This is a genomic window from Aliidiomarina celeris (assembly GCF_003316875.1).
GTDB lineage: Bacteria > Pseudomonadota > Gammaproteobacteria > Enterobacterales > Alteromonadaceae > Aliidiomarina > Aliidiomarina celeris.
The window spans coordinates 54,086-81,053 of record NZ_QMIL01000005.1; the positions used below are offsets into that span (position 1 = coordinate 54,086).

The 26,968-nt window shown below is 49.4% G+C and carries 24 protein-coding genes and 1 pseudogene; 16 read left to right on the top strand and 9 right to left on the bottom strand.

Annotated elements, in window-relative coordinates:
* Positions 1 to 116 precede the first annotated feature (116 nt).
* The 4 genes and pseudogenes from DQW12_RS10235 to DQW12_RS10250 all read right to left on the bottom strand — a co-directional run bounded on the left by DQW12_RS10235 (position 117) and on the right by DQW12_RS10250 (position 4,663).
* Positions 117 to 1,283 (bottom strand): annotated as a pseudogene (locus DQW12_RS10235) (IS256 family transposase).
* Between the two features lie 375 nt (positions 1,284 to 1,658).
* A complete protein-coding gene (locus DQW12_RS10240) occupies positions 1,659 to 2,021 on the bottom strand; it encodes a hypothetical protein (protein WP_113907771.1) in 363 nt (120 codons plus the stop codon).
* Between the two features lie 191 nt (positions 2,022 to 2,212).
* Positions 2,213 to 4,063 (bottom strand): M48 family metallopeptidase, encoded by a 1,851-nt coding sequence (locus DQW12_RS10245; protein WP_113907772.1) that lies wholly within the window; start codon positions 4,061 to 4,063, stop codon positions 2,213 to 2,215.
* Between the two features lie 3 nt (positions 4,064 to 4,066).
* Positions 4,067 to 4,663, bottom strand: coding sequence for a LemA family protein (locus DQW12_RS10250; RefSeq protein ID WP_113907773.1), 597 nt, complete (start codon positions 4,661 to 4,663; stop codon positions 4,067 to 4,069).
* Positions 4,664 to 4,833: 170 nt separating this feature from the next.
* Between DQW12_RS10250 and gmk the strand changes: the two genes are divergently transcribed.
* From gmk to ridA, 4 genes are all read left to right on the top strand, one after another.
* Positions 4,834 to 5,463, top strand: coding sequence for a guanylate kinase (gene gmk, locus DQW12_RS10255; protein ID WP_113907774.1), 630 nt, complete (start codon positions 4,834 to 4,836; stop codon positions 5,461 to 5,463).
* Between the two features lie 61 nt (positions 5,464 to 5,524).
* The gene (rpoZ, locus tag DQW12_RS10260) at positions 5,525 to 5,815 is read left to right on the top strand and encodes a DNA-directed RNA polymerase subunit omega (RefSeq protein WP_113907775.1); all 291 of its coding nucleotides are present in this window, start codon (positions 5,525 to 5,527) and stop codon (positions 5,813 to 5,815) included.
* Between the two features lie 156 nt (positions 5,816 to 5,971).
* Entirely contained in the window at positions 5,972 to 8,092 is a 2,121-nt protein-coding gene (gene spoT / locus DQW12_RS10265) for a bifunctional GTP diphosphokinase/guanosine-3',5'-bis pyrophosphate 3'-pyrophosphohydrolase (RefSeq protein WP_113907776.1), read from the top strand.
* Positions 8,093 to 8,107: 15 nt separating this feature from the next.
* Complete coding sequence (gene ridA, locus DQW12_RS10270) at positions 8,108 to 8,500, top strand: RidA family protein (protein ID WP_113907777.1); 393 nt, start codon at positions 8,108 to 8,110, stop codon at positions 8,498 to 8,500.
* A 13-nt stretch (positions 8,501 to 8,513) separates the two neighbouring features.
* Here the strand turns inward: ridA and DQW12_RS10275 are convergent, their stop codons facing one another.
* Entirely contained in the window at positions 8,514 to 9,857 is a 1,344-nt protein-coding gene (locus DQW12_RS10275) for a Na+/H+ antiporter NhaC family protein (protein ID WP_113907778.1), read from the bottom strand.
* Between the two features lie 140 nt (positions 9,858 to 9,997).
* On the opposite strand from DQW12_RS10275, the gene DQW12_RS10280 reads away from it, so the two are divergent.
* Positions 9,998 to 11,524 carry a carbon-nitrogen hydrolase family protein gene (locus DQW12_RS10280; RefSeq protein WP_113907779.1) on the top strand — a complete coding sequence of 509 codons (1,527 nt, stop codon included), beginning with the start codon at positions 9,998 to 10,000 and terminating at the stop codon, positions 11,522 to 11,524.
* Between the two features lie 18 nt (positions 11,525 to 11,542).
* Here DQW12_RS10280 and DQW12_RS10285 read toward each other — a convergent pair whose 3' ends face one another.
* On the bottom strand, positions 11,543 to 12,049 hold the full coding sequence (locus DQW12_RS10285) for a hypothetical protein (protein ID WP_113907780.1): 507 nt from the start codon (positions 12,047 to 12,049) through the stop codon (positions 11,543 to 11,545).
* 18 nt (positions 12,050 to 12,067) lie between these two features.
* Positions 12,068 to 13,294: an EAL and HDOD domain-containing protein gene (locus tag DQW12_RS10290; RefSeq protein ID WP_113907781.1), complete on the bottom strand. Its 1,227-nt coding sequence runs from the start codon at positions 13,292 to 13,294 to the stop codon at positions 12,068 to 12,070.
* Here DQW12_RS10290 and recG point away from each other — a divergent pair.
* The 11 genes from recG (at position 13,293) to hemB (ending at position 24,204) form a co-directional block, all read left to right on the top strand.
* Positions 13,293 to 15,503 (top strand): ATP-dependent DNA helicase RecG, encoded by a 2,211-nt coding sequence (gene recG, locus DQW12_RS10295; RefSeq protein ID WP_113907782.1) that lies wholly within the window; start codon positions 13,293 to 13,295, stop codon positions 15,501 to 15,503. The genes DQW12_RS10290 and recG overlap by 2 nt on opposite strands.
* 74 nt (positions 15,504 to 15,577) lie before the next feature.
* A complete protein-coding gene (ubiE, locus tag DQW12_RS10300; RefSeq protein ID WP_113907783.1) occupies positions 15,578 to 16,330 on the top strand; it encodes a bifunctional demethylmenaquinone methyltransferase/2-methoxy-6-polyprenyl-1,4-benzoquinol methylase UbiE in 753 nt (250 codons plus the stop codon).
* Positions 16,331 to 16,933, top strand: a complete 603-nt coding sequence (locus tag DQW12_RS10305) for a ubiquinone biosynthesis accessory factor UbiJ (protein ID WP_113907784.1) — start codon at positions 16,331 to 16,333, stop codon at positions 16,931 to 16,933.
* Positions 16,930 to 18,588, top strand: a complete 1,659-nt coding sequence (ubiB, locus tag DQW12_RS10310; protein ID WP_113907785.1) for a ubiquinone biosynthesis regulatory protein kinase UbiB — start codon at positions 16,930 to 16,932, stop codon at positions 18,586 to 18,588. Before DQW12_RS10305 ends, ubiB begins: the two co-directional genes overlap by 4 nt.
* 61 nt (positions 18,589 to 18,649) lie before the next feature.
* A complete protein-coding gene (gene tatA, locus DQW12_RS10315; RefSeq protein ID WP_113907786.1) occupies positions 18,650 to 18,874 on the top strand; it encodes a Sec-independent protein translocase subunit TatA in 225 nt (74 codons plus the stop codon).
* On the top strand, positions 18,875 to 19,258 hold the full coding sequence (gene tatB, locus DQW12_RS10320) for a Sec-independent protein translocase protein TatB (RefSeq protein WP_113907787.1): 384 nt from the start codon (positions 18,875 to 18,877) through the stop codon (positions 19,256 to 19,258).
* The gene (gene tatC / locus DQW12_RS10325) at positions 19,255 to 20,028 is read left to right on the top strand and encodes a twin-arginine translocase subunit TatC (RefSeq protein WP_113907788.1); all 774 of its coding nucleotides are present in this window, start codon (positions 19,255 to 19,257) and stop codon (positions 20,026 to 20,028) included. Before tatB ends, tatC begins: the two co-directional genes overlap by 4 nt.
* 30 nt (positions 20,029 to 20,058) lie before the next feature.
* Positions 20,059 to 20,520, top strand: coding sequence for a hypothetical protein (locus tag DQW12_RS10330; RefSeq protein WP_113907789.1), 462 nt, complete (start codon positions 20,059 to 20,061; stop codon positions 20,518 to 20,520).
* On the top strand, positions 20,520 to 21,329 hold the full coding sequence (locus DQW12_RS10335) for a TatD family hydrolase (protein WP_113907790.1): 810 nt from the start codon (positions 20,520 to 20,522) through the stop codon (positions 21,327 to 21,329). The genes DQW12_RS10330 and DQW12_RS10335 overlap by 1 nt, the downstream gene beginning before the upstream one ends.
* The gene (locus tag DQW12_RS10340) at positions 21,326 to 23,182 is read left to right on the top strand and encodes a sensor domain-containing diguanylate cyclase (protein ID WP_113907791.1); all 1,857 of its coding nucleotides are present in this window, start codon (positions 21,326 to 21,328) and stop codon (positions 23,180 to 23,182) included. The genes DQW12_RS10335 and DQW12_RS10340 overlap by 4 nt, the downstream gene beginning before the upstream one ends.
* A complete protein-coding gene (hemB, locus tag DQW12_RS10345; RefSeq protein WP_113907792.1) occupies positions 23,179 to 24,204 on the top strand; it encodes a porphobilinogen synthase in 1,026 nt (341 codons plus the stop codon). The genes DQW12_RS10340 and hemB overlap by 4 nt, the downstream gene beginning before the upstream one ends.
* On the opposite strand, the gene DQW12_RS10350 is transcribed toward hemB, so the two are convergent.
* Both DQW12_RS10350 and rhlB read right to left on the bottom strand, forming a co-directional pair.
* Positions 24,201 to 25,676 carry a Ppx/GppA phosphatase family protein gene (locus tag DQW12_RS10350; protein WP_113907793.1) on the bottom strand — a complete coding sequence of 492 codons (1,476 nt, stop codon included), beginning with the start codon at positions 25,674 to 25,676 and terminating at the stop codon, positions 24,201 to 24,203. The two genes, hemB and DQW12_RS10350, sit on opposite strands and share 4 nt — an antisense overlap.
* Positions 25,677 to 25,693: 17 nt before the next feature.
* Positions 25,694 to 26,959 carry an ATP-dependent RNA helicase RhlB gene (gene rhlB, locus DQW12_RS10355; protein ID WP_113907794.1) on the bottom strand — a complete coding sequence of 422 codons (1,266 nt, stop codon included), beginning with the start codon at positions 26,957 to 26,959 and terminating at the stop codon, positions 25,694 to 25,696.
* Positions 26,960 to 26,968 lie beyond the last annotated feature (9 nt).

The window sequence follows — 26,968 nt, forward strand, 5'->3', positions numbered from 1 at the left end:
TTGCTATAGACATGACAAGCTTATATGTCGATAAAACCATATTTGTTCAACATGTGTTCATGACATGGATAAAGCAACAATTCGTCTGTAATTTCCAGTTTACCCTCTGATTTCACCTATTCAGCTCCATCCATGGTCAGGTACTTTTTACCAGAGCTCCATTCGTCCGATATCTCCATAATCACGGCTGTGACTAATCTGAGGCAAGAGGCCTCATTTGGAAATAAAGTTGCAACGCGCGTACGGCGTTTAATTTCTTTATTCACGCGCTCAAGCGCGTTGGTTGTTCTTAAACGGCGACGATGTCCCGCAGGCAAAGCTAGTACAGCTAGCCCTTCAGGAAGCGCCGTTTCGGCCCATACTGCGAGCTTAGGCGCGCTTTTCTCATACCTCTTACACAACAACTCAATATGGCGTTTTGCTTCATCCGGTGTTTTCGCATCAAAGACACTGCGAATGTCGTCCGCCACCTGTGCTTTCATAGCCTGCTTGGGCACATAACTTTGCGCGTTTTGTTGCAAATGGAACTGACAACGCTGCCACGGCACACTCGGAAATACACTTTTGCGTGCCGCTTTTAGCCCTTCATGGGCGTCGCTAACGAAGAGTTTCATGCCGTGTAAGCCTCTATCTTTCAGGCTGAGCAAGAACTCTCGCCAATGGACTTCTTGCTCTGAAAGCGATACCGAGCAACCTAAAAGCTCTCGATGTCCTGATTCGTTGACGCCCATCGCGACTAAAACAGCACAATCAATTACGGAGCCTCCGTGTCGTACTTTCTCATAGCGTGCATCAAGCACGACATACGGGAAATTGCCAAGCGGCCGCTATCGCCACTGTTGCAAGTGTACATCGAGCTCATGTGCGGCGCGACTCACTTGAGTGGAGCTGATTTCAAAGCCGCACAGCTCTTCAGTCACACGTGCCACTTTACGCGTCGACACACCTTGCACATACATCTCTGCTAATGCCAGCTTGAGCGCTTTCTCAGAGCGCAAGCCTCGCTCTAAACTACTTGGATAAAAATCCGTGTCGCGGGTTTGCGGAATGCTTAAATCGAGCTTGCCAAAACGACTCTGGAGCGACTTTTTCTTATAACCGTTGGCGTACCCTTGGCGCTCTTCTGAACGCTCCCAGGGGCCCGCTCCAAGGTGCCGCTCTCGCTCTAACCGCATCGCTTCATTGAGTAAAATACTGATCGCTTCGGCTGTACCGTCCAAGCCTTGTTCAATTAATAATTCCAAAACATCGCCAATCGATCTATTCTGTATATCGCAGGTCATTGTGGTTCCTCTTTCAATTTACTTTGGTCAGTAAATCAAAAGGATAAACTTTGACCTGCACCTTTTCCAGCTCAGGCGAAATTACAGAAAGAATGATGCACTAACAACTACGCGGGAGTAACATTATGAGCTTTGTCTTGGTGTTTCTTAGAGAATTTGTGACCAACACTCTACTAGTGCTTGGCTTATTTGTTATTACTCATAGCATTTATGTTATTTTTGACGTAAGAGAGCTTGCTGATTTTTCTTCAGTTGAATCCTTGGTCAAATTGTACTATTGGGTAATATTAGTATCTACTGGTCTGTCGTTAAAGTCGACCATCTTACACATACGCAAAATCCGCTTGAATAACTCTTAAAATCGCCCTTTCCCAGCTATGTCAATGCACTTAGAGCAAAAGGCAGAAAAATAATAGGTTTAACCAGCATGATTATATTCAGCATTAAAATTACACAATTAGCTCTATATGTAAGTCGCCATTTCTTCTCAGACAAAAACGTTTTGCTTTTGTCTTTAGCTCTAAAAAGGATAATTGTACTTGGAGCAGCTGAAATAAGGTAAATCAGCAAACAAGGTACAATCTGTGCTAATAAAATCGGAAGGAGTAGTCCAGTACCAATCGTTTCAGGATCAGAAGCCTCGAGTCCCACATTGAAAGCAACTAACGCAGAAGCTACAAACACCGCATATACTAATCCTATAATGAGGCCAATCTTCAATAATGAATCTTTTTTCATGCTACCTATCTCTTTTACTCTTGATCATTGTCGCCGTCAGGCTCTCGATAACAAGGATCCCCAGGATCACAAATTGTGCCAAACAAAGGAAATTGAATTGTTCCTCCGACAACGAAAGGACGGCCCCCTGTACAGCAAGACTCCCCCCTCGCATGATCCGTACCAGTATTTTCCGACATTAAGTTAAGCGCTTAATTTTCTGGTATATTTGGCAGTGGCTCACTTATGCAAGCGGCGAGTGTAAACAGCAATTTTCGCTCCACAGCATTAATGCTGCCGTCGTGTTTGACACAAGCTACCCAAGCCTTAACTAAATTTTCTTTTGCCCGCGCTTGCCAGTGATCAATGCGATCAAGAGCGTCGGCAAGATCACCAAAGCTAAAGGGCCGGGTGGTAATCGGCCGTAATGATGACTTGAAATACTTAGCGCCGGCATTAAAAGCAGCGTGTGCATGCTCGTTTTGCTCGTGACCATACCAAGCGAGTATAGAAAGCGTTAGCTCCGTGTCGGTTTGTGCTTTTAAACGCACATGAGGTACTTTGTAGTTCGGCTTTAAGTCTGCACGCAAATACCGTTCTACGAGTTGTGCTAAACACCACTCATACAATGATACGCTTTGGTCAACCTGTTTGAGTTGCTGTAAGGTTCCTAACAGCAATTGTTTTTCGCTTGCAGTAAGAGCTTTCACCGCCGGCATGGCAACTTCTACGAGTGGCAACCTTTGCTCGGTAGTTAACCCCTGCACTTTGCTAAAGTGTTGCTCTGCTTGCTGGCTTAGTTCTGCATCATGTCGTTCAGTGATCAGTTGCAACTGTTCGGCCTGCACTTTGGGGGCTTCACTTAACATTAATGCAAGTAGCAATCCTTCGGCTGTGTTGTGGCCTCGAGCTTCGTTGCAGAGTGTTTCGGGTAGCGATGCCAACAATGCCAAACGTGCAAGCTGCTCGTTGTGTCCGCTAAGGCCTATGGATTGGGTTTGAGGGCTTGTACTCTCGTTTTTGGTAAGCGTAAGTTGCTCAGCAGTGTTGCTTTGAAACGTGCCGTTCCATTGCGGTAACACGCGTTTAATTCGCTTTGCAAGAGGTGGGTGTGTGGCGAAAATAGACACCCAGCGATTAATGGCTTGGCCGAAAAACAAGTGGGCAGCTTCGTCGGCGTTTTTGCTTTGTATTTCACTGCCACTTTGAACGGCGCCTATTTGCTGTAATGCACCGCCAATTCCTTCTGGGTTGCGAGTAAACTGCACCGCAGAAGCGTCGGCGAGGTATTCTCGCTGCCTACTAACGGCTGCTTTAATAATATTACCAAATAACACACCAATGGAGCCGATAATGAGAAGTGCAATGCCCAACAGTGGTAACGGGTTTTTGTCATTCCGGCGGCCTGCGGAAACCATACCTGAACGAAGCAGTAAGTAGCCTGCATGGCTGATAAACAAAATGCCATTTAAAATGGCCATAATGCGAATGTTCATGCGCATGTCGCCATTCAATATGTGCGCAATTTCGTGAGCCACCACGCCCTGTAACTGATCTCGTGTGAGTTGCTCGGCGCAGCCTCGGGTTAGCCCAATCACTGCGTCTTTCGGGCTGTACCCAGCGGCGAACGCATTAATGCTGGGCTCTTGGTCCAGTAAGTAAACTGGCGGCACGGGCATATTGGCTGCGATAGCCATTTCCTCTACCACGTTTAAAACTTTACGCTCTAGTGGCTCGTTACTGTCTGCGGACAGTAAGCGCCCACCTAAACTTTCAGCAACTACACGGCCGCCGGGGCGAAGTACAGCCCACTTATACAAAACAGCAAGGCTTATACTGGAAAGTACAACGCCGCAAGCGGCTACAATGATGTCCCAGTGCCATACAAAGTCGGTGGTTGCCTGACTGTTATACGGTGAAGAAGTGCTTGCGCCAATCCCCCCCATAAAACCCGCAACCACCAGCCCCGTAAGACCGACCAAGGTAACTACCGCTAACCCAAATAGTACGATGAGCAGGCGGGTATTGCGTCTTGCTATGTCTTGGTGTTCAAAAAAGTTCATAGCTTAAAACTTTACTTGGGGAGCCTGCTGAATTTGCTCACGATCTTCGAATTCTAGCAATGAAGCGTTTGTGCCATGACCAAACATTCCGGCGAATACCACAGTAGGGAACGACTGGCGATACGTATTATATTGCATCACAGAGTCGTTAAATGACTGCCGCGCAAATGCAACTTTGTTCTCTGTACTGGTTAACTCTTCGCTCAGTTGCATCATGTTCTGGTTAGCTTTCAAGTCTGGGTAGGCTTCCATAACCACATTCAAGCGCCCAAGTGCACTGCCAAGTGCACCTTCAGCTCCGGCTAATTGTGCCATAGCACCGGAGTTGCCCGGATTGTCGTTTGCGTTCTTCAGTGCTGAAGCGGCTTGATTACGCGCATTGGTAACCGCCTCTAGGGTTTCGCGCTCATGGCTTAAATACGCTTTAGCGGTTTCTACAAGATTGGGTATAAGGTCGTAGCGACGCTTCAGTTGCACGTCGATTTGCGCAAACGCATTTTGGAACCTGTTTTTTAAGGTTACCAGCTGGTTGTATATGCGAATGACAACAAAAATAAGTACAACAATGATGACAGCAACGATAATAGCGGTAATGTTCATAGCAAGTCCTTGTGAAGTGTTTTACTTAAGGTAACTTTTTATTTGTAGCAATGGGGTTAGCTTAGCGTACAAAAACCGTTCAACCTAGTGATTCTGCGTGTTTAAATTGGTGTTTATTGCTTATTTCTTGTAATTTATGGGGCACCTTTTAGTTAGCCTTCGGTAACAACATGTCGACAGTGAGCGGAAATCTTTTTGTGGTAGCGGCCCCAAGTGGAGCAGGCAAGTCGAGTTTAATCAATGCCTTGCTTAAACGCCATAACGACGGGTCGATGCAAGTGTCTGTGAGTACTACAACTCGAAAACCTCGGCCGGGCGAGGAAAACGGGGTGCATTACCATTTTGTAAGTGAAGAAACCTTTCTCGAACAAGTGGCCGCTGGCGAGTTTTATGAATGGGCGAAGGTGTTTGATCATTACTATGGAACCTCCAAAATAGTCATTGAAAAAACCTTAAAGAGCGGCGTAGACGTTTTTCTCGACATCGACTGGCAAGGTACTCGGCAAGTAAAAGCGGCTTACCCTGGGGTGCATACTATTTTCATTTTACCGCCGTCGAATGCTGAATTGGAGCGCCGCTTAAGAGCTCGTGGGCAAGACAGTGACGAGGTTATTGCTAAGCGAATGGCGAAAGCGCAAGCGGAAATGTCGCATTATGCTGAATTTAGCTACTTAATTGTAAATGAGAATTTTGACGACTCCGTGCAAAATTTTGAGCATATTGTATTGAGCCAGCGTATGCGTCGTTCAAAGCAGCAAATAAGATATCGCGAAATATTACAAGATCTCTTGGCGGAATAGGCAGTTTCCAGTACAATAATTACCCTTTTCTAGTACCAAATTACCGAAGCGGAGTTCATACATGGCACGGGTAACAGTTGAAGATGCAGTAAACAAAATTGGAAACCGGTTCGATCTGGTATTGGTTGCTGCTCGCCGCGCACGTCAAATCGCCAATTACGGCAAAGCGCCATTGGTAGACACCACAAACGAAAAAGCCACGGTTATTGCTTTACGTGAAATTGAAGCCGGATTGATAGACGCAGCGCGCTTAGACCAAGAAGACCAAGCTGCTCGTTATGCGCAAGACGAAGCCGAAGTAGCAGCAATGACAGCTATTCAGCAAAGCGACGGCCCAGAAGTAACGCAGTAATAGTTACTGGCGGTAGATAGTTTAAAAGAACGCGAGCTTTGAGCTCGCGTTCTTGTTTGTGATCCTTGCGCTCAAGGAGCATGCTGTAAACTATTGGCAAAATAACGTCTAGGCCTTATGCTGTAAGTAGTAGCGAGAATAAAGGTAGAGTAGTACGTGTATTTATATGAAGGGTTAAGAAAGCAAGTTGAAGCCTATTTGCCAGCAGAGCAAGCGAGCAGGGTTGAGCGAGCATTCCACGTGGCTTTCGACGCTCATGCGCCACAGAAGCGAGCGAGTGGAGAACCTTATATAACCCACCCTGTGGCAGTTACTACTATGCTTGCGGAAATGCGGCTTGATCACGAAACGCTCATGGCAGCGCTGTTACACGACGTAATTGAAGACACGCCACTCACCCGCGAAGATCTTGCCGAAGAATTCGGTGCTACGGTGGCGGAGCTGGTTGAAGGGGTTTCGAAGCTCGACAAGCTTCAGTTCAATAGTAAAGAAGAAGCCCAGATCGAGAATTATCGCAAAATGATTATGGCGATGGTGCAAGATATTCGCGTTATTCTCATTAAGCTCGCCGACCGTACGCATAACATGCGTACGATTGAACATCTGCGCCCCGATAAGCGCCGCAGAATTGCCCGCGAAACCTTAGAAATTTACGCACCGCTCGCCCATCGCTTGGGTATTCACGATATTAAAGTAGAGCTCGAAACACTTGGTTTTTGGGGATTGTACCCTTGGCGTGCGCGCTTGCTTGAAAGTGAAGTGAAAAAAGCGCGGGGTAATCGTAAAGCGGTACTGGAGCGCACTCACCACGAGATCATGAGTCGGTTAGGTGAACTTGGCATTGAAGCTAGAGTGCAAGGGCGAGAAAAACATCTTTATAGTATTTATAAAAAAATGCTTAACAAAGAGCTTCGCTTTAGCCAAGTGATGGATATTTTTGCCTTTCGTATTGTGGTGGACTCGGTTGACACCTGCTACCGGGTGTTAGGCGCGGTGCATAACCTTTACAAGCCAATCGAAACGCGTTTTAAAGACTATGTGGCGATTCCTAAAACGAATGGGTATCAGTCGCTCCACACCTCGCTAAAAGGCCCGCATGGCATTCCGGTAGAAATACAAATACGCACCGAAGAAATGGATGTAATGGCCGATCGTGGTGTAGCGGCGCACTGGCTGTATAAAGATGCTGATGATGTAGGTACCACTACCGCACAAGCAAGAGCGCACAAGTGGATGCAAAGTTTGCTGGAGCTGCAACAAAGTGCGGGCAGCTCGTTTGAATTTATTGAGAATGTAAAATCTGAGCTGTTCCCTGATGAAATATACCTATTCACGCCAGACGGGCGCATTATAGAGTTGCCGCAAGGTGCAACGGCTGTTGATTTTGCCTACGCGGTACATACCGACATCGGCAACACCTGCATCGGTGCTCGGGTGAATCATAAGGCGTATTCGCTGAGTAAACCTTTGGAAACGGGGCAAACCGTAGAAATTCGCACGGCGCCTGGGTCGCGACCGAATATTGCATGGCTGAACTTTGTCGTGACGGGTAAGGCACGGCTAAAAATACGTCAGTTTTTGAAAAATCAGCAGTCGAACGAAGCCTTGTTGTTAGGGGAACGCTTGCTGCGGGCTGCACTGGGGTCGTTCCGCTACGACGACATTGCCGAACACGAGTTTGAGCGTGTGGCCAAAGAAATGAAACAAGCCGGACGCGACGATTTATTGAAAGATATTGGCTTAGGCAATTTAATGAGTGTTGCGGTAGCACGACGCTTAGTGGGCGACCATCAACGTTTGCGGTCAGCCTCAGACGAGGACGATGAGCGCGGCCGAAGCCTCGCGATTAAAGGTGCAGATGGCTTACTGCTGAGCTTCGCCAAATGCTGTAGGCCTATTCCAGGCGACGATATTATTGCGCATGTGAGCCCTGGCAAAGGCTTGGTGATTCATCGTCGGGAATGCAAAAACGTGCGCGGGCATGAAGAGGAACCGGGCCGTTATTTTCCTGTTCAGTGGGACAACAAACCAGAAGCACAGTTTGTGTCGGAAGTTCGAGTGGAAATTGTTAATCATCAAGGGGCACTGGCGCGATTAACCTCGGTGATTGCAGAAACCGGCTGCAACATTCAAGGCTTGAAAACCGAAGAAATCGACTCCTCGATTTATTATATCGATGTGGCGATTACCATTAACAATCGTAAGCACTTGGCCGATGTGATGCGCCGTATTCGTAAAATGCAGCATGTACAACGTGTGTCACGGCTGCGAAAATAAAAAGGAAAATCATTCATGTCGAAAGTAATTATTGCCACGGAGCGCGCGCCTGCGGCTATTGGAACCTATTCGCAAGCAGTGAAAGTAGGCACTACAGTTTATTTGTCGGGCCAAATTCCGTTAGTACCCAGTACCATGGAAATGGTGAGTGAAAACTTTCGTGAGCAAGCGGAGCAAGTATTTGAGAATTTAACCGCTGTATGCGAGGCGGCTGGTGGCGAATTGCAAGACATGGTGAAAGTGAATATTTTTTTGACTGATTTGGGTCAATTTGCCGTGGTAAACGAGGTCATGGCAAAGCACTTTAAAACGCCTTACCCTGCTCGCGCAGCAATTCAAGTGAGTGCCTTACCGAAGGGTGCGCAAATTGAAATCGACGGCGTGATGGAGCTGCCGTCGACCAATTAATTCTGCCGCTAGGTTATGCAGTTGCGTCGCTGGTTTGTACTTTTTGAATGGGTTTAAAAATATAGATACTAGCAACTGCAACACCTGCCAGAATAAAGCAGTACCAAGTATTTAAACTGACCGCTAACGGCGAGATGCCAAAGCTTGCGCCTAATAATAAGGCTTGCGCTCCATATGGCAGTACGCCTTGCACCACACAGGCAAAGATGTCGAGGTAACTCGCACTTTGTCGAGGCGCTAGGTTTCCTTCGTCGGCCAAACGCTTACTCACCTCTCCCGAAATGAGAATAGTGACCGTGTTGTTAGCAACAGCAAGGTTAGTGACCGCGGTAAGCCCTGAAATACCCAACGCAGCGGCTCGGTCTTTACGCGAACTTAAGCGTTGCGCGAGTGCCTCTACGTTGTTACTTAAAAATGCCAATCCGCCTTGTTGCCGTATCAGCGCAGACAGGCCACCAATAAGCAACGACAAGAGGAAAATTTCCTGCATGCTCGTGAAGCCTTGGTAAATGTCTTGGCTTAAGGTTACCCAAGCATAATCGGTGGCAACCATGCCGAAGGCGGCCGCAAGGATAATGCCAAGCGTGAGCACAACAAACACGTTGAGCCCAGAAACGGCTAACACAATAATGGCGAAGTAGGGAATAGCAAGCCACAGGGTTGCTTGGGGTGCATTAATTTCGGCACTGCCTGAACTATGAAAACTAAACGCAATAATTGAAAGCACGGCAGCGGGTACGGCAATACGTAAATTGGTGCGAAACTTGTCTTTCATTGAGCAACCTTGAGTTTTAGTTGCCGCAATGGTGGTGTCAGAAATAAACGACAAGTTGTCGCCAAACATTGCTCCACTAACGAGTACGCCTGCCATCACCGCCGGATTAATTCCCGCTGCTTGGCTTAACCCTAAAGCAACGGGGCCGAGTGCTGCAAGGGTGCCCATAGACGTACCCATGGCTGTAGACACCACTGCGGCAATAAGAAATATACCCGGTAAAATAAAGCTGGCAGGAATAATACTCAGCCCGAGCGCGACCATCGCGTCGACGCCACCCGTTGCAGCTGCAACTGTTGAGAACGCGCCAGCCAGCAAATAGATCAAACACATGGTAACAATATTTGGGTGCCCAACACCTTCCACAAAGGTATTAATGCGCTGATTCAGTGTTTCTTTACTGAGTACAACTGCCAGAACAATAGCCGGCAAAATAGCAACAGGCGCAGCAAGTTGGTAAAACGCCATGTCGACACCACTCAGGTGAAAGTAAATTCCGGTACCGAGAAAGAGCCCGAGAAAAACGAAAAGTGGCAATAGTGCAATGGCGTTCGGTCGAACGCCGGTGGGTAGTGTACTCATAATGATCTCTTTTTGTTTTGGACGTCTGGAAGCATAAACGTCTTTTGCCGGAAAATGCAACCCTTCAATTGCATTTCCTATCGGTATGGTACAAGTAGTAGACTCTGTACAGCGCATTAGATCAACCCAAGAGGAATGGTATGAGTCCAGAAGACTTGCATTTACAGTTACGTAACTTACGCGAAGACGATTATTCACAGTTAAAAGCATTAATGGACAAAGTGTACGACGACATTGGTGGTGCCTGGGAAGAGCACACCATTCGTAAGTTGGTACGCGAATTCCCTGAAGGGCAAATTTGCCTTGAAGACAATGGCGTGGTGGTTGGTGTTGCACTCACGGTTCGGGTTATTTATGACCGTTTTAGTAACCCGCACCAATACGACGACCTGCTCGGCAAGCGCGACACTATTTTAAACGAAGACGAGGGCGACGCCCTGTATGGGCTCGATGTTTTAATTCACCCAGACTACCGGGGTTATCGGCTCGGCCGGCGCCTGTATGATGCACGCAAGGAATTGTGTATTCAGCTTAATTTGAAAGCTATTCTAGCCGGTGGCCGGATTGTTAACTATCACCGTTATGCCGACGAGTTAAGCGCCAGCCAATACTTGGAGAAAGTACGGCGGCGGGAAATATATGACCCCATTTTAACGTTTCAGCTTGCCAACGACTTTACTGTGCGGCGGCTGCTTTACAAGTATTTACCGGAAGATAAAAAGTCGAAAGGTTACGCCACATTATTGGAGTGGAGTAATTTTCTTTATGAGCCTGCCGACAGTGTAATAAAAGCCCGCTCGCGTAATGTACGAATTGGCGCGGTACAGTGGCAAATGCGAGCCGTAGAGTCGGTGGAAGAACTGCTGAAACAAGTAGAATATTTTGTGGACGCGTTGTCGAGCTATAAAAGTGACTTTGCGCTCTTTCCCGAGTTTTTTAATGCGCCGCTAATGGGTTTAACCGATCAAAGCCGACAAATGGAAGCCATTCGTTTCTTAGCTGGGTTTACTGAGCGGTTCCGCCGTGAACTGTCGCAAATGGCGGTGAGTTACAACATCAATATTATTACCGGGTCTATGCCGGTGCTGGAAGACGACGTGATTTATAACGTTTCTTATTTGTGCCGCCGCGATGGCTCTGTAGAAGAGCAGCGTAAGCTTCATATTACGCCGCATGAGAAGCGAGATTGGGTTATTGAGGGTGGCGATAAAGTTGAAGTATTCCAAACCGACGCCGGACGCGTGGGAATTTTAATTTGTTACGACGTTGAGTTTCCTGAGCTGGGCAGGCTTATGGCAGAAGAAGGGCTAGAGATTTTGTTTGTGCCATTCTGGACCGACACAAGAAATGCTTATCTTCGTGTTCGCCATTGTGCACAAGCTCGTGCCATTGAGAACGAGTGCTATGTGGTTATTTGCGGCAGCGTAGGGAATTTGCCAGAAGTAGAGAGCCTCGACGTGCAATATGCGCAATCAAGCGTGTTTTCTCCGTCGGATTTTGCGTTCCCACACGACGCGGTAATGTCGGAAACAACGCCGAATACTGAAATGCTGATGTTTTCCGACCTTAACTTAGACGAACTCCGTTATTTGCACCATGAAGGCTCGGTTACCAACCTCAAAGATCGTCGCATTGATCTCTACAGCGTGCTGCGTAAATGGCGTTAGTAGAGTGCTCGGTGTGGGCTACTGTTTCCAGTGGCCCACACTGAGCAGAAGTGCGGCAATTGCTAAGTAGAAACTGAGCAGCGGTGCGAAATAAATAGGTAAAAGAGGCATAAACGAGGTGTTTTGCAGCACATGAAAACCACCGAGGTTGAGCACTGCCAACCCTAAAGCGAGCCACACTGCAGCTGACCGCGAGCAGCGTGCCGACGCAGAGAGAAACCAAAGTGCGAGCCAGAACCCAATGGCAACGACAGCGGCAATAGGGTGCCACCAGAGTTCGCTATGATTCAGTGGCGCAGAGGCAGCCATAAGTTGAGCCTGCCAGTAGGCCTCGTGGTTAATCAAACTATAAACCTGCCAGGAATTTAGAGTTGCAAGCGTTGCGGTGCCCGAACCACTACTTAACTCGATACTGAGCCAGGTTAACAAGCCATGGCAAAAGAGAAGAACAACCAAGGCAAGTAGACCTGCGATACAAATAGATGCTTGCCATTGGCGCTGCGTATAAAAAAGTCCTCTCTTCATTGCGAGTATAGGCTCCTGTTAGTGTGCACGGCTTACCTGCAGCAGTTGTTGGCAATAATTACTCGCCGTTATAAAACATTGGCCGATGTCGAGTTCGGTAAGATACATTTTCCGCGAAAGTGCGTCGAGGCGAGGCCAGTCGGCATGCTCATACGCCTCTACAATACGCAATAGCCGGCCGGTTCTGCCTGCCCTTTGCAAAATAGCTTGGTTAATTTCTTGGCTCATGGGGAGGCGTTCAAGAATTTCTTGCATGGGCGTACGCAGTAGTACGTCGAGCAAGGACAAAAGCCCCGCCATAAAGCAGGTATTGTTTACACTCTCACCCACGGTAAGGCGCTCTAGCTCTGCCATAAAATGAGCGCGCGTGAGTGACTTAATAATAAGTTCTTCGGGTTGGTCTTTGGCAACGTTGGCAAGGGCCACCAATGCCACGTATTTGCGCATTTCTTTGGCACCGGCAAAGGCCACCGCATGTTGTATGTCTTTAATTTCTCGCCCCTTATTAAAGGCGGCACTGTTCACAAATTTAAGTAGGCTATACGTTAACGACAGGTCGTTACGAATAATGTCGGCAATGTGTTTAAAGTTCATCTCGGGGTGATGGATAGCCGCCAATAACTCCATTAAGATAATTTGTTGCGGGGCTAAAACTTTGCGTTTTACAATTTCTGGGCGTTCAAAAAAATAGCCCTGGAAGTAATGGAAACCTAACGCACGACATTGTTGGTATTCACTCTCGGTCTCGACACGCTCGGCGAGCAAAGGAATGTTGTGGTCTTTAAAGGGTGTTAAACGTTCTGCGAGCGTAGCAATGGGCTGCTGCTGAATGTCGACTTTAATGAGCGAGATATGCGGCAACAGCTCTTCCCAGCGATGATCAAAGTCGTGGTCGTCGAGTGCAATGCGATACCCCAAAGCCGAGGCTTTTTGGCAGGCTTTTACCAAGTCTTTCGACACGTTTACGGTTTCTAGCACTTCAATCCACACGCTTTCTTTTTGCAAAAAACCAGGAAACTTATGCAGGAGCGTATTGGTGTGAAAATTAATAAAAGCGGTTTTGCCTAAACATACGGTGTTAATGTCGCCAATAAGGTGCTGCTGTAAAAGGAGCTTCGACGTTGCTTCGTCGGGGTGAATGTCGGGAAACTCGTTCTTTTCGCTGTTGCGAAAGAGAAGCTCATAGCCATACACATGCTTTTGTCGATCAAGAATGGGCTGGCGCGCAATGTACGAATAAGGCATGAAGCGAAGTGATCCGAGTACGAAAACAATAAGCACAATAACGCATGAACGACGTGTTCAGCAACTAGCCAGTCACAACAGGCCTCGCTATACTCAAATTTTCGCGAGCAAAAGGACAGCAAAGGCAATGAATGCGGAGCCCTTGGCGGCCATTCCCCTAACCACATTAAAAGGCGTGGGCCCCAAAGCGGCTCTAAAGCTTGAGAAGCTCGGCTTGCGAACGGTGCAAGACGTTCTTTTTCATTTGCCGTCTCGGTACCAAGATCGTACACAAGTAACGGCTATTGCGCGGCTGCGGGTTGGCGATTACGCCACCATTATTGCCGACTCTATTGACGCGCGTGTACAGTTTGGCCGCCGTCGCTCGCTGCTGGTAAAAGTAACCGATCGTTCGGGCTCACTCACTTTGCGATTCTTTCAATTTAGTGCGGCTCAGCAACAGCAAATGTCGGCGGGGCAGCGGCTACACATATACGGAGAAGTTCGGCCTGGGCCCACCGGGCCAGAAATGGTGCACCCAGAAGTGAAAGTTTTACTCAACGACGCGCCGCCTACATTACCCGAAACACTTACGCCAATTTACCCCACTACGGAGGGTGTGCACCAACTTACCTTGCGGAAGTTAGCAGAGCAAGCAATGAGCTATTTAAATGAAAAGAGCTTACCTGAGCTTCTGCCGGAAAGTTTGCGTGGTGGTATGCCGGCGCTTCATGTTGCGATTCGTACGCTGCATTTTCCCGATGTAAATACCGATATGCAGGCATTACTAAATGGCACCCACCCGGCACAGCAACGCTTAGCAATGGAGGAATTGTTAGCGCACCAACTCGGCATGCTGCACGCGCGCAGCCAAGCACAACAAGTGGTAGCGCCGGTTATTTATCCGAGCACAGCGCTAAAAGCGGCCCTTCTTACTGGCCTGCCGTTTACCCCTACCAATGCGCAACTACGGGTAGTGGGGGAAGTGGAAGCCGATTTACAACAACCTCTGCCGATGCTGCGCTTAGTGCAAGGCGACGTGGGTTCAGGCAAAACCTTAGTTGCCGCGTTAGCGGCGCTAGGTGCAATTGAAGCAGGGTATCAAGTGGCGTTGATGGCGCCTACAGAACTTTTGGCCGAGCAGCATGCGCGAAGCTTTTCCATGTGGTTAGAACCCTTGGGAATATCAGTGGGTTGGTTAACGGGGAAGCTAAAAGGCAAGGCGCGCCAGGAACGGCTACAACAGCTGGCAGAAGGGCAAATACAATTTATTGTAGGTACTCATGCGTTATTTCAAGAGCAGGTGCACTTTGCACGGTTGGCATTAGTTATTATCGATGAGCAGCATCGCTTTGGTGTGCACCAACGGCTGGCGCTCAGGGAAAAAGGTGAACAGCAAGGCTTGCATCCGCATCAACTGGTAATGACCGCAACCCCAATTCCGCGAACCTTGGCGATGACCGCTTATGCCGACCTCGCTACCTCGATTATTGACGAGCTTCCGCCTGGGCGCACGCCAATTACTACAGTTGCTATCCCTGACACGCGTCGTGGGCAGGTGATTGAGCGGGTGGAAGCGGCGGTGCGCGACGAAAATCGGCAAGTGTATTGGGTGTGTACACTTATTGAAGAGTCGGAGGTTTTACAGTGCCAAGCGGCAGAGGATACCGCCCAACAATTGCAGGCGGCGTTGCCTTCACTGCGGATTGGGTTGGTACATGGTCGCCAAAAAGCCGCGGAAAAAGAAACCGTGATGGGGCAATTTAAGGCGGCCGAACTCGACGTGCTGGTGGCAACTACAGTAATTGAAGTCGGTGTAGATGTGCCGAACGCCAGTTTAATGATTATTGAAAACCCAGAGCGACTCGGCTTGGCGCAACTGCACCAGCTGCGGGGGCGCGTGGGGCGGGGCTCGGTAGCTTCCCACTGTGTGCTGCTCTATAAAAGCCCACTGTCGCACCAAGCAAATGAGCGCTTGGCGGTATTACGCGAAAGTAACGACGGCTTCGTAATTGCGGAGCGCGATTTAGAGTTACGCGGCCCAGGTGAGTTATTAGGGGCGCGGCAAACGGGCCTTGTGCAAATGAAAGTTGCCGATTTAATGCGTGACGCGCATTTAATTCCGCATATACAAAACCTCGCACAAACCTTATTTGGTGCCTATCCAGAGCAAACGAACGCACTGATGAAACGGTGGTTGCCAGAAGGCGAACGCTACGCACAAGTTTAACGTGGCGAATGGTTGGGCAAATGCCCCGCATGCAGTAAACTAGGGCAAACTTTTGGGTTAAACGAGTTGTAGTCATGAAAAAGCAAGAAGACACCACCCACTTTGGATTTAAAACTGTTGATCGAAATGACAAAGCACGCATGGTGGCGGGCGTGTTTGACTCGGTTGCAGCCAAATACGACATTATGAACGACGTCATGTCGATGGGCATTCATCGCTTGTGGAAACGCCAAACAATAGACAGTAGTGGCGTGCGCAGTGGCCAGCGGGTATTAGACTTAGCCGGCGGTACAGGCGACTTAACGGCAAAGTTTTCGCGACTCGTTGGCCCACAAGGTGAGGTGGTGCTGGCGGACATTAACGCGTCAATGCTGGCGGTTGGGCGTACCAAGCTGCAAGACATGGGCGTGGTGGGCAATGTTTCTTATGTTCAAGCCGACGCCGAAAAACTACCTTTTCCCGACGACTATTTCGACTGCATAACCATTGCTTTTGGCTTGCGTAATGTTACCGACAAAGACGCGGCACTTCGTTCCATGGCGCGCGTGCTAAAACCGGGCGGGCGCTTACTGGTGTTGGAGTTTTCAAAGCCTGAAACAGAGTGGTTGAATAAAGCCTACGACCTTTATTCGTTTCATCTTTTGCCGCGTATGGGCGAATGGATTGCTCGCGACAAAGAAAGTTACCAGTATTTAGCTGAGTCCATTCGTATGCACCCGAACCAAGAGACCCTAAAACAAATGATGCTCGACGCTGGGTTCGCTCAGGTTGACTATCAAAATATGACGGGTGGAATTGTGGCATTGCATCGTGGATTCAAATTTTAAATGTTGAGTAATGCCGTTCGTGGCTCCTTGGAGCCGGTATTGAATTTAGCCTTAGCTGCCGACCCAAAAGCGCAAGAACGGTTGCGCGCGGTGAACGGTAAAATAGTGCGAATAACGCTTCACGAACTACCCGAAAGCCTTACGCTGGCGTTTCACGAGCGCGAAGTAAGCTTGCTTGGGCCAAACTATGAGGGGGTAGACGCCGCTGTTACCTTGTCTTTGTTTGACCTTGCCGAACTCACCGACGCCGCAACGGCAACTCATGCTATTCAGCACGGAAAAGTGGCACTTGTGGGCGACCCTATGCTGTTACAACGTGCTGCAGCGGTGTTTATGGAGCTGGACATTGACTGGCAAGAATTACTCGCGAGCTGGTTTGGCGACGTGCCCGGTTATGTTATGAGCGAGCAGCTAGCGCGCTTATTTAAACGCATAGAGCAACGTAAAATAACGAAAGCACGCGTGCAGGAAGTACTGATCGAAGAACTTGCTGTGCTGGCTTCTCCGGTTCAATGCCGCATGCTGAAAGAGCAAATAGCAGTGGAGCAACGCCGCCTTGACGCGCTCGAACAAAAGCTAACAACCCTTGGGAAGGCCGAGTGAGAATTCTACGCTTTTATAAAATCATGAGTATTTTGTTGCGCTATGGCGTAGACGAAATGATTCCTCGAGACAAACTACCTTGGTGGGCAAAAGTAGGGCGCCCCTGTTTGTTTTGGTTGCGAAACCAACATCCAGACCAGCCGATGGGTATGCGCCTGCGGCTGGCTTTAGAAGCGCTGGGCCCGGTATTTGTAAAGCTGGGGCAAATGCTCTCTACACGTCGTGACTTGTTTCCTCTGGATATGATTGTTGAGCTGTCAAAGTTGCAAGACGACGTGCCGCCCTTCCCAGGTGAGCAGGCGCAGCGTGTAATTGAAAAGGCGTTTGGCTTTCCTGTGGAGCAGGTGTTCTCGCATTTTTCGCAAACCCCTTTAGCGTCTGCGTCGATTGCTCAAGTACATGAAGCGACATTGAAAAAAACCGCCGACGGGGCGGAGCGGCAGGTGGTTGTGAAGGTCATCCGGCCAGACATTTTGCGCACTATTAATGCCGACATTGAGTTAATGCAGTCGGTGGCACAACTGGCGGCGAGGTTGCTCCCAGATGGTCGCAGGTTAAAGCCGGTAGAAGTCATTCGCGAATACCGAAAAACCTTGCTCGACGAACTAAATTTAGCGCGTGAGGCGGCCAATGCCATTCAACTTAGACGCAATTTCGCCGACTCCGACTTACTGTATATTCCAGAAGTGTGGAGTGACCTTACGCGTAACAACGTAATGGTTATGGAGCGCATTGAAGGTATTCCCATTAGCGATGTTGAACGGCTCGTGGCCGAGGGCATTCACTTGCAAGTTTTGGCTGAGCGTGGCGTGGAAGTGTTTTTTACCCAAGTATTTCGTGACAGTTTTTTCCATGCCGACATGCACCCAGGAAATATTTTCGTTGACCCAACTCGCAAAGACTCGCCGCGCTATATTGCGGTCGACTTTGGCATTGTGGGAACGTTGAATCGCGACGATAAACGTTATTTGGCAGAAAACTTTATTGCGTTTTTTAACCGCGACTACCGCCGAGTGGCTGAATTGCATATCGACTCGGGCTGGATTCCCGCGCATATTAACGTGGAAGAGTTTGAGTCGGCAATTCGTACGGTGTGCGAACCTATTTTTGAAAAGCCATTAGCGGAGATTTCATTCGGCCATGTTTTGGTGAACTTATTTAATACGGCTCGCCGATTTGAAATGGAAGTTCAGCCGCAACTGGTGTTGCTGCAAAAAACCTTACTCTATGTGGAAGGGTTGGGGCGTAATTTGTACCCAGAGCTGGATTTATGGAAAACGGCGAAGCCCTTTTTGGAACGCTGGATGCAAGAGCAAATGGGGTGGCGAGCGGTGTTGCGCAGTTTAAAAGAGCAGTCACCGCGCTGGGCAGAAAAGCTCCCGGAAATGCCCATGTTGCTTTACGACACGTTACAGGGCATGCGCCAGCAACAACGCAGCGGTGCAGAATGGCAGCGACAGCAACTGGAACTTGAGCACCGAGCGTCTCGTAGCCATTGGTGGACCACCTTAGCCGGTAGTTTAACCATTGTTGCGGGGGTGTTTGTGGGTTTCAATGTAGTGCTCCCGCAGTGGTTTACTGCTGTGTTGGTACTGAGTGCTGGATTAACCTGGTGGCAGGCTTGGCGGCAACGGCCAGGCCGCAAGCGACGGTAGAGCAGCGAATAGCCTCGCTCGAGTCGATAAATAATTAATTGCATAACGCGGAAGGTAATAAATGGGTATTAGTATTTGGCAATTATTGATTGTACTCCTCATAGTAGTGATTGTTTTTGGGAGTAAGCGCTTACGTAACGTAGGTAGCGATTTAGGCTCGGCATTTCGCGGGTTTAAAAAAGAAATGAACAGCGACAACGAAGAAAACAACGAGCAGCTTGAGCAGAAACGAGAGCAGTCCGACGCCGACTTTACCGAAACTGAACGCGAGCAGAAGAAAAAATAAATGTTCGATATCGGTTTTTGGGAGCTTTTAGTGATTGCTGTAATCGGGCTGTTTGTACTCGGTCCCGAACGCTTGCCGGGCGCTATTCGCTCGGTACAACGAGGCATGGCGCAACTTCGTGGTTTTGGTTCACGCATGCAGGCGGAGCTTAATCATGAGTTACGGGTGAAAGAGCTGCATGAAAATTTAAAGAAAATTGAAGAAGGGGGTGACATTGACAACTTAAGCCCTGAGCTTCGCCGAACACTTGAGGAACTGCAGCAGGCCGCCGCTCAGGTGAATAATCCCTATGCGAGCATGCCAAGAACCGCCGACGAACAGCCCAGCGGGCAATCGCCGGAAAACGACCCACCCCGGAAATCACAGCCGCGAGATTCAGAATGAGTGAAGAAAGCACGTCATTACTTGATCACTTAATTGAATTACGCAGCACGTTATTGCGTAGTGTCGCGGTGGTCGGCGTTCTATTTTTAAGCCTTATTTATTTTGCCCGCGACTTATATCATTGGTTAGCAACGCCTTTGTTAGCGAAGCTGCCTTCGGGCACCAGCATGATCGCGACCGACGTGGCCGCTCCTTTCTTTGCGCCTTTCAAACTAACCTTAGTAGTGTCGGTGATTGTTGCTATTCCCTTTCTGTTGCATCAGTTTTGGCGTTTTATTGCGCCGGGGTTATACCAGCATGAGCGCCGCTTAGTTGCCCCCTTATTGATCAGTAGCAGCTTACTGTTCTACGGCGGCATTGCATTTGCTTATTACGTGGTATTGCCACTGGCGTTTGGCTTTTTTACCAGCATGGCACCGGAAGGCATAACCATAGCCACCGACATTTCGAGCTATTTAAGCTTTGTTTTAAAAATATTTTTTGCTTTTGGTATTGCCTTTGAAATTCCCATTGCAGTGGTGGTGTTGTGTTGGTCTGGCACTGTAACGTCGGACCAGTTGCGAGCGGCAAGGCCCTATGTCATCGTAGGGGTGTTTATTTTGGGCATGCTGTTAACGCCTCCCGACGTGATTTCGCAAACCTTACTGGCAGTGCCCATGTGGTTACTTTACGAGTTCGGTATTGTACTCAGTCGTTTTTATGTGAAGCAGCCTTTAACCGCGCAACACAACGAGCAAGCGTCGAATTCCGCGAAGAATACAGAAAAATAAGAAGAGCCAAAGGCTTGTAGGAGTGAAGTAATGAAAAGATATGTAACGAGCGCCATGGTGTTACTAACAGTAGTAGCAGGGAGCGCACATGCAAGTTCCGAAGACGACCGCAAAGCCTATCGCGATTTAGCAAAAGAGTTACGCGTGTGTGAAGGCATTGACAACGCGCTAGAGCGCTTGGTGTGTTTTGACGAGATCGTAAATACCTTGCCACCTGCCGAGCGTTTGGTTGAAACGCCCGTAGCCGAAAGCGCTATTGCAGAGAATGAGGAGAGCGAAGCGTTTTTGTCGATAGAGGAAATGTGGCAAAACCGCCGTGGTATGTGGTTAATCAAGCTCGAAAATGGCGAGGTATGGCGACAAACAGAAGTGGCGACCGCGTTCCCTTTCAGCATGGAGCGTAACTATTACTTCCAGAAAGGTATGTTTAATGCTCACTTTTTACGGACACCAGGCTTAAACCGCCGCGTTCGTATGGTGCGAGACAACTAGTGAACTGGGTCGACTGCGGGCTCAATTTGCTAAGCAGTCAATTTACAGCACCTGAGCAGGTGTTGCGCGATGCCATGCCTGCAGTGAATCGATTCGTACTGATTAGTAGCAATTTAAACGAGTCGGCGCAGGGGATTGAAGCGTGCGAACGCTGGCCTGGTTGTATTGTTACTGTTGGGGTGCACCCGCACCAGGCTGATCATGTGCAAGACCAAGAGCTAACGCGCATTCGGGAGTGGGCTCAACACCCTCACGTGCGTGCCATTGGCGAATGCGGGCTCGACTACAACCGCAATTTTTCAGCGCCTGCGCGGCAGCGGCAAGTGTTTGCTCAGCAAGTGGCTTTAGCTGTGGAACTGCAGCTGCCACTTTATTTGCATGAACGCGACGCGCTGCAGGACCAGCTGGCGATTTTGAATGAACATGCGGGGCATTTGCCGCCGTTGTTTGTGCACTGTTTTACCCAAGGCATAGACGCACTGGAGGCTTATCAGGCGTTTGACGCCTATATTGGTGTAACAGGCTGGGTTTGCGATGAGCGGAGAGGAGCAGAATTGCAATCGGCCGTGCCATTCATTCATGCCGACCGCCTATTACTTGAAACAGACGCGCCTTATTTACTACCTCGTACACTAAAACCAAAACCTAAGTCGCGCGTGAATCGGCCGCAATATTTACCGCATATTGCTGAGCAGGTTGCTGCGTTACGCCAAACGTCGGTGGCTGCTTTAGCGGCGTCGACCACTGCAAATGCGAGTCGGCTGTTTGGGCACTGGCCAGCGGCTGTCGAGCAGGAGGCACAGGCATGAAAACCCTGGCGCTAAAGCTGTTGCTTGGTATTTTGGTATTGTTAGCAAACCCCGCTTGGGGCCAGCAGGGCGAGTCTGTGCCCATGAGCCATTACCTGATAGACAGCAGTGGCAGCCTGAGCATCAGCGAAGCGATGGCCATGCCCGACTACGGCTGGGAGCCGTTGCGCGAGGCGGCGTCTTTTGGTTACGACACGCGCACTTATTGGTTTAAGCAAACCTTGCCTGTGAGTACAGAAGCGCGGTTGCTCCATGTTGAGTATCCGCTACTTGACCACCTCGACATTTACTTTATTGACGCCAGCAGGCCTATCGCTCATTTTGCCTTAGGCGACCAGCGGCCTTTCGCAGCGCGCCCTATTCCCCATGAAGACTTTGTTGTGCCCATTCCACGAACGCAAGCTCCGGTGCAGGTGCTCATTCGGGTGCAAACGGAAAGCTCAGTGAGTTTACCAACGCGCATATGGCCGACCGATCAATTTCATTCGGCCCAAGGTCCACGGCAACTGGCATTTGGCATCTATTTTGGCGTGCTCCTTTGTATGGTGGTGTACAACCTGTTTGGCTACGGCATGACCCGCGAGCCAAGTTTCTTTAGTTACTCTATTTATGTTGTGTTCATCGGTTTAATGATGGCCGCCTTAAGCGGCGCCGGTTTTCGCTATTTTTGGCCAGAGAATCTGTGGATTCAAGACCGTGCAATTGTATTGTTTGGTAGTTTGAGCTTTGCTTTTGCATGTGTGTTTATTTCGCAGTTATTAAACATAAAGCAACACAGTGAGTTTTTGCACCGTGGGCTTTGGATAGCAGGCTCTGCGGCTATGTTAATTGCGGTAGGCAGTACTATTTTGCCTTACGCAACATCAATAAAGTTTCTCCTTGCCTTTGCAATTGTGGCCTGCATATTTATTTTAAGCCTTGCTTTTGCAATGTGGAAAAAAGGCTTGGTGTACGCCCGTGTGTTTACACTGGCATGGTTTGCATTTTTGTCGGCGGTAGTACTGAACTCACTCGCCTATTTAGGGGTAATAGACGGTCAATTTATTCAGCGTTACGCCATTATGGCGGGCTCGGGTTTAGAGGTGCTGCTGTTGTCTTGGGTGTTAACATTGCGCTATTCCGAAGAGCGCTCGCAAAAGTTAGCGGCACAAGACGAAGCGCTCCGCCAAGCGAAAGAAGCGCAAGACGCGCAACGGCAACTCAACGAACAATTGGAAGAACGGGTAGAAGAACGCACGTTCGAACTCGAAGTGGCGCTACGCGAACTACAAGAAGTGAATAACGCTTTAGAACGCAAAAACAGTGAAGACGGATTGACCGGCCTGTTTAACCGCCGCCATTTTGATCGCCAGCTTACCCTGGAATTTCGTCGCGCCTGGCGCAACCAAGAGCCATTGTCGTTGATTATGCTCGACATCGACTACTTTAAACCGGTGAATGATCAGTATGGGCACATGATCGGCGACCAAATTTTAGTGGCGCTGGCCAAGCGCCTCAAAGACACAGCACGGCGACCGGGCGACACCTTGTGCCGCTATGGCGGTGAGGAGTTTGCCCTTATTCTCGCCGGCAGCGATGAGCAAGACGCTTTCCAACTCGCTCAGCGCATTGGCGCGGCAGTTCGCGATACGGCCTTTCATACCGACGCCGGAGAGCTAACGATTACGGTGAGTATGGGCGTGTGCACAGCGAATGTAGGCATGTTCGAAGTGCCAGAACAGTTACTTAAGGCCGCGGACGATGCACTCTACGCAGCCAAAGAGCGGGGTCGCGACCAAACGGTAATTGCGCGCAATCAAGTATTGGCTTCAGAACTATCTATTTCTTCAACAGGAGAGGACCCAATTTCATGACGTATCCTTTTGCCGGATTCCCTTTTCGGCGCATGCGCCGCATGCGCAAAGACGCCTTTAGCCGCAGCCTTATGGCAGAACATCGGCTTACCGCGGCAGACTTAATTTATCCGGTTTTTGTATTGCCGGGCAATGGAATGCGCGAAGCGGTTCCCTCTATGCCGGGTGTTGAGCGTTTGTCGGTGGACTTATTGGTGGCACAAGCGAAGGAGGCTTACGCTCTTGGGATACCCATGCTGGCACTATTTCCGGTTACGCCTGCAGAAGTGAAGTCGTTAACCGCAGAAGAAGCTTGGAATCCGAATGGCTTAGCACAGCAAGCCGTTCGTGCACTCAAAGCCGAAGTGCCGGGCCTTGGCGTTATGACCGATGTTGCGCTCGACCCTTTTACCATTCATGGACAAGACGGCATTATAGACAACGCGGGCTATGTGCAAAATGATATTACGACCGAAGCCTTGGTGAAGCAGGCGCTGAGCCATGCTGAAGCGGGTGCCGACGTGATCGCACCGTCGGACATGATGGACGGCCGGATTGGCGCAATTCGCGAAGCACTTGAGCAGGCGGGTTTCCCACATGTGCGGATTATGGCGTACTCGGCGAAGTACGCTTCTAGCTATTATGGCCCGTTCCGAGACGCTGTTGGGTCGGCGGGTAATTTAAAGGGCGCCGACAAGAAAACTTACCAAATGGACCCGGCAAATAGCGACGAAGCGCTGCATGAAATAGCACTAGACCTTGAAGAAGGTGCCGACATGGTCATGGTTAAGCCGGGCATGCCTTATCTTGACGTTGTGCGCCGCTGCAAAGAAACCTTTAAGGTGCCCACCTTTGCCTACCAAGTGAGTGGCGAATATGCCATGCATCAAGCGGCTATTGCGAACGGTTGGCTCAATGAAAGCTGTATTGAAGAGTCGTTACTTTGTTTCAAACGCGCTGGCGCCGACGGCATACTCACTTATTATGCATTGTGGATGGCGCGGCGTTTGCGGAAAACGCTGCAGAGTGAAGCTACAGCCTAGGTTTCTTGCAGTATGAGGCCGCCAAAAGGCTGCTGAAACACCTGCTCTTCTTGTAGCAGGCTTGCCAAGTACGGGTTCTTTGCTGAGAAGTTAGCGGGTAGTTGCAGTACGAACTGTTGCGGGCTCAATTGTGTGAGTGAGCAGTCAGGAATTGCGTCGTCGCGACGGCGCTGGCAGCAGGTAATGGCAATGCGCAGTACCCGTGTAAGTGCAGCGAGTGCTGGGTCAGCCGGCAACTCTTCTGGGGCTTTATCGTCGTCGATAATGCCCCCAACCCCCTCAAGAACCTGTAATAGCGCCTCTCGCTCAGCAACCGAAAAGCCAGGCAGATTGGTGTTTTTTAGTAAGTAACGGCTGTGTTTTCCTGCTTGCTTATAACTCAAACTCAAGCCAATTTCATGCAAGTAGGCAACGGCTCTCGCTAAGTTTAACTGAGTTTCGTTGAAGGGTTGGAGTACCGTACTCAACTTTAAAAACAAGCGATGTACTCGTTCGGTTTGGCTGAGGTCTGCATGGTAGTGTTCAGCAAGGCTTTTTAAGGTTCGCAGCTGCACGTCTTCCTGTTGTAGCTTCGTGAGCATGCTGTAAATTAAACCTTCGCGCAAAGCGGCTTCCGTGGTTTCAATATGCGGCAGCTTGAGTGTGCGGAACAGTGCAATGAGAATGCATAATCCAGGAAGAAAAACGAGCGTTCGGTCAGGCTTCAAACCGACCATATTAATTTGCTCAAGGCGTTCAAATTGAGTCACTTCATGCAGTAAAGACTCGAGCCAAGCAAGCGTGAAGCGTTCGCTTCTGCCACGCGCCCTGGCTATTTCTTGTAGTGCTTTGAAGGTGCCCGACGCACCCAATACGCGTGCGTGTTCAGAAATAGGGAACTTCGCCACGCGGGGTTGGAGCAGCGCTTCGGCCGCTTTGATAGCCGCATGAGCAGACGTCTTTTGAATTCTACCGTTGGCAAAGAATGCGGTCATCCAGGTTACACAGCCCATGTCTATACTCACAACCTGCTCAGTCTGGAATCCTCGCCCGAGCGCAAGCTCGGTGCTGGCACCGCCTATGTCGCAGACCATGAGCTCTGCCTGGGTCATGGTTGTATGCGCAACACCTTGGTAAATGGTTTGCGCTTCCACTTCGCCACTGATGATCTGAATGGGGTGACCCAGTGTGGTTTGAATACGGGCTAAAAACGGGTCTGAAGGCGCGAGCTTGCGCAGCGCAGCTGTACCTACGGCGCGAATATTCTCAGGGGCTATGTCGGATACGCGGTCGGCAAAAATAGCCAAGCACGCCAATGCACGCTGTTGTGCGGCTTCATTTAAGGTATTGTTGGCTTGCAAACCTTCGGCTAGCCGAATTTTGCGTTTGATTTTGGAAACGATTTGAACAGAGCCAGCAACCACCCGCACAACAAGCATGTGGAAACTGTTGGAGCCGAGGTCAATCGCTGCGTAATATCGATTTGAACGCATCGGCTCCTACTCTTATATTAGCTGCGCTTAGAACGCTGACCGCCCGGTCGACGGTTGTAGTTCTTACCGCTTTGTAAGCGGCGTTTATGGGGAATATGTGGCTTCTTCACGTCATTTAAAAGCGCTTCGGCGTTGTACTTGGTTACCGGAATAGCGTGACCAATATAATCTTCAATAGCGGGAAGGTTATATACATACTCTTCGCAGGCCAAACTAATGGCTTTACCACTCGCACCCGCTCGGCCAGTGCGACCAATACGATGCACATAGTCTTCGCAGTCGTCGGGCAAGTCGTAGTTATAAACATGGCTCACCAATGGAATATGCAAACCGCGAGCGGCTACATCGGTGGCCACCAGAATATCAATTTTACCTTGGGTAAAGTCTTCTAAAATTTTCAACCGCTTACGCTGCGGTACGTCGCCAGTAAGCAAACCAACCCTGTGCTTGTCGGCCGCAAGCCAATGGTAAACTTCGCTACAGCCATGTTTAGTGTTACTAAATACAATGGCTTTGTCGGGCCAGTCTTCTTCAATTAGGGTAAGCAGCAGCTTAATTTTGTCTTGCTTCGACGGATACAGCAGCTCTTCTTCAATGCGTGCGCCGGTCATTTGTTCGGGTTCAATTTCCACTGCCGTGGGGTCGTTCATTTGTTCGTACGCAAGTTCTTTCACGCGGAACGACAAGGTAGCAGAAAAAAGTAAATTTAAGCGTTCGTTAGCTGCCGGCATTTTGCGCAGCATATAGCGCACGTCGTCGATGAAGCCGAGGTCGTACATGCGATCAGCTTCGTCGAGCACCACTACGTCTATATTGTCGAGTGCGTAAGCCCCTTGCTTAAAGTAGTCAATGAGGCGGCCACAAGTACCCACCAACACGTCGACCCCTTCTTGTAACTCCGCGCGCTGCGCTTCGTAACCTTCGCCGCCATAGACCACTGCCAACTTTAAGTTACAGCTTTTTGCCAGCGCAATAGCGTCGTTTTGGATCTGAACGGCGAGTTCTCGCGTAGGAGCCATTACCAGCGCTCGAGGTTGTGAGGAATCTGCAACGCGTTTGGGCCGAGTCATGAGGTGGTTAAACAAGGCGACCAAAAATGCCATTGTTTTTCCGGTACCGGTTTGCGCTTGGCCCGCTACGTCTTTGCCTTGCAATGCAATAGGTAAGCTCATCGCCTGAATGGGCGTGCACTGGGTGTAGCCGAGATTATTTAAAGCATCTAGCACTGCTGGATGTAAACCGAGCTCGGCAAACTTGGTTTCTGTCAAATGTTTATCTGTCATAGCGCCAAT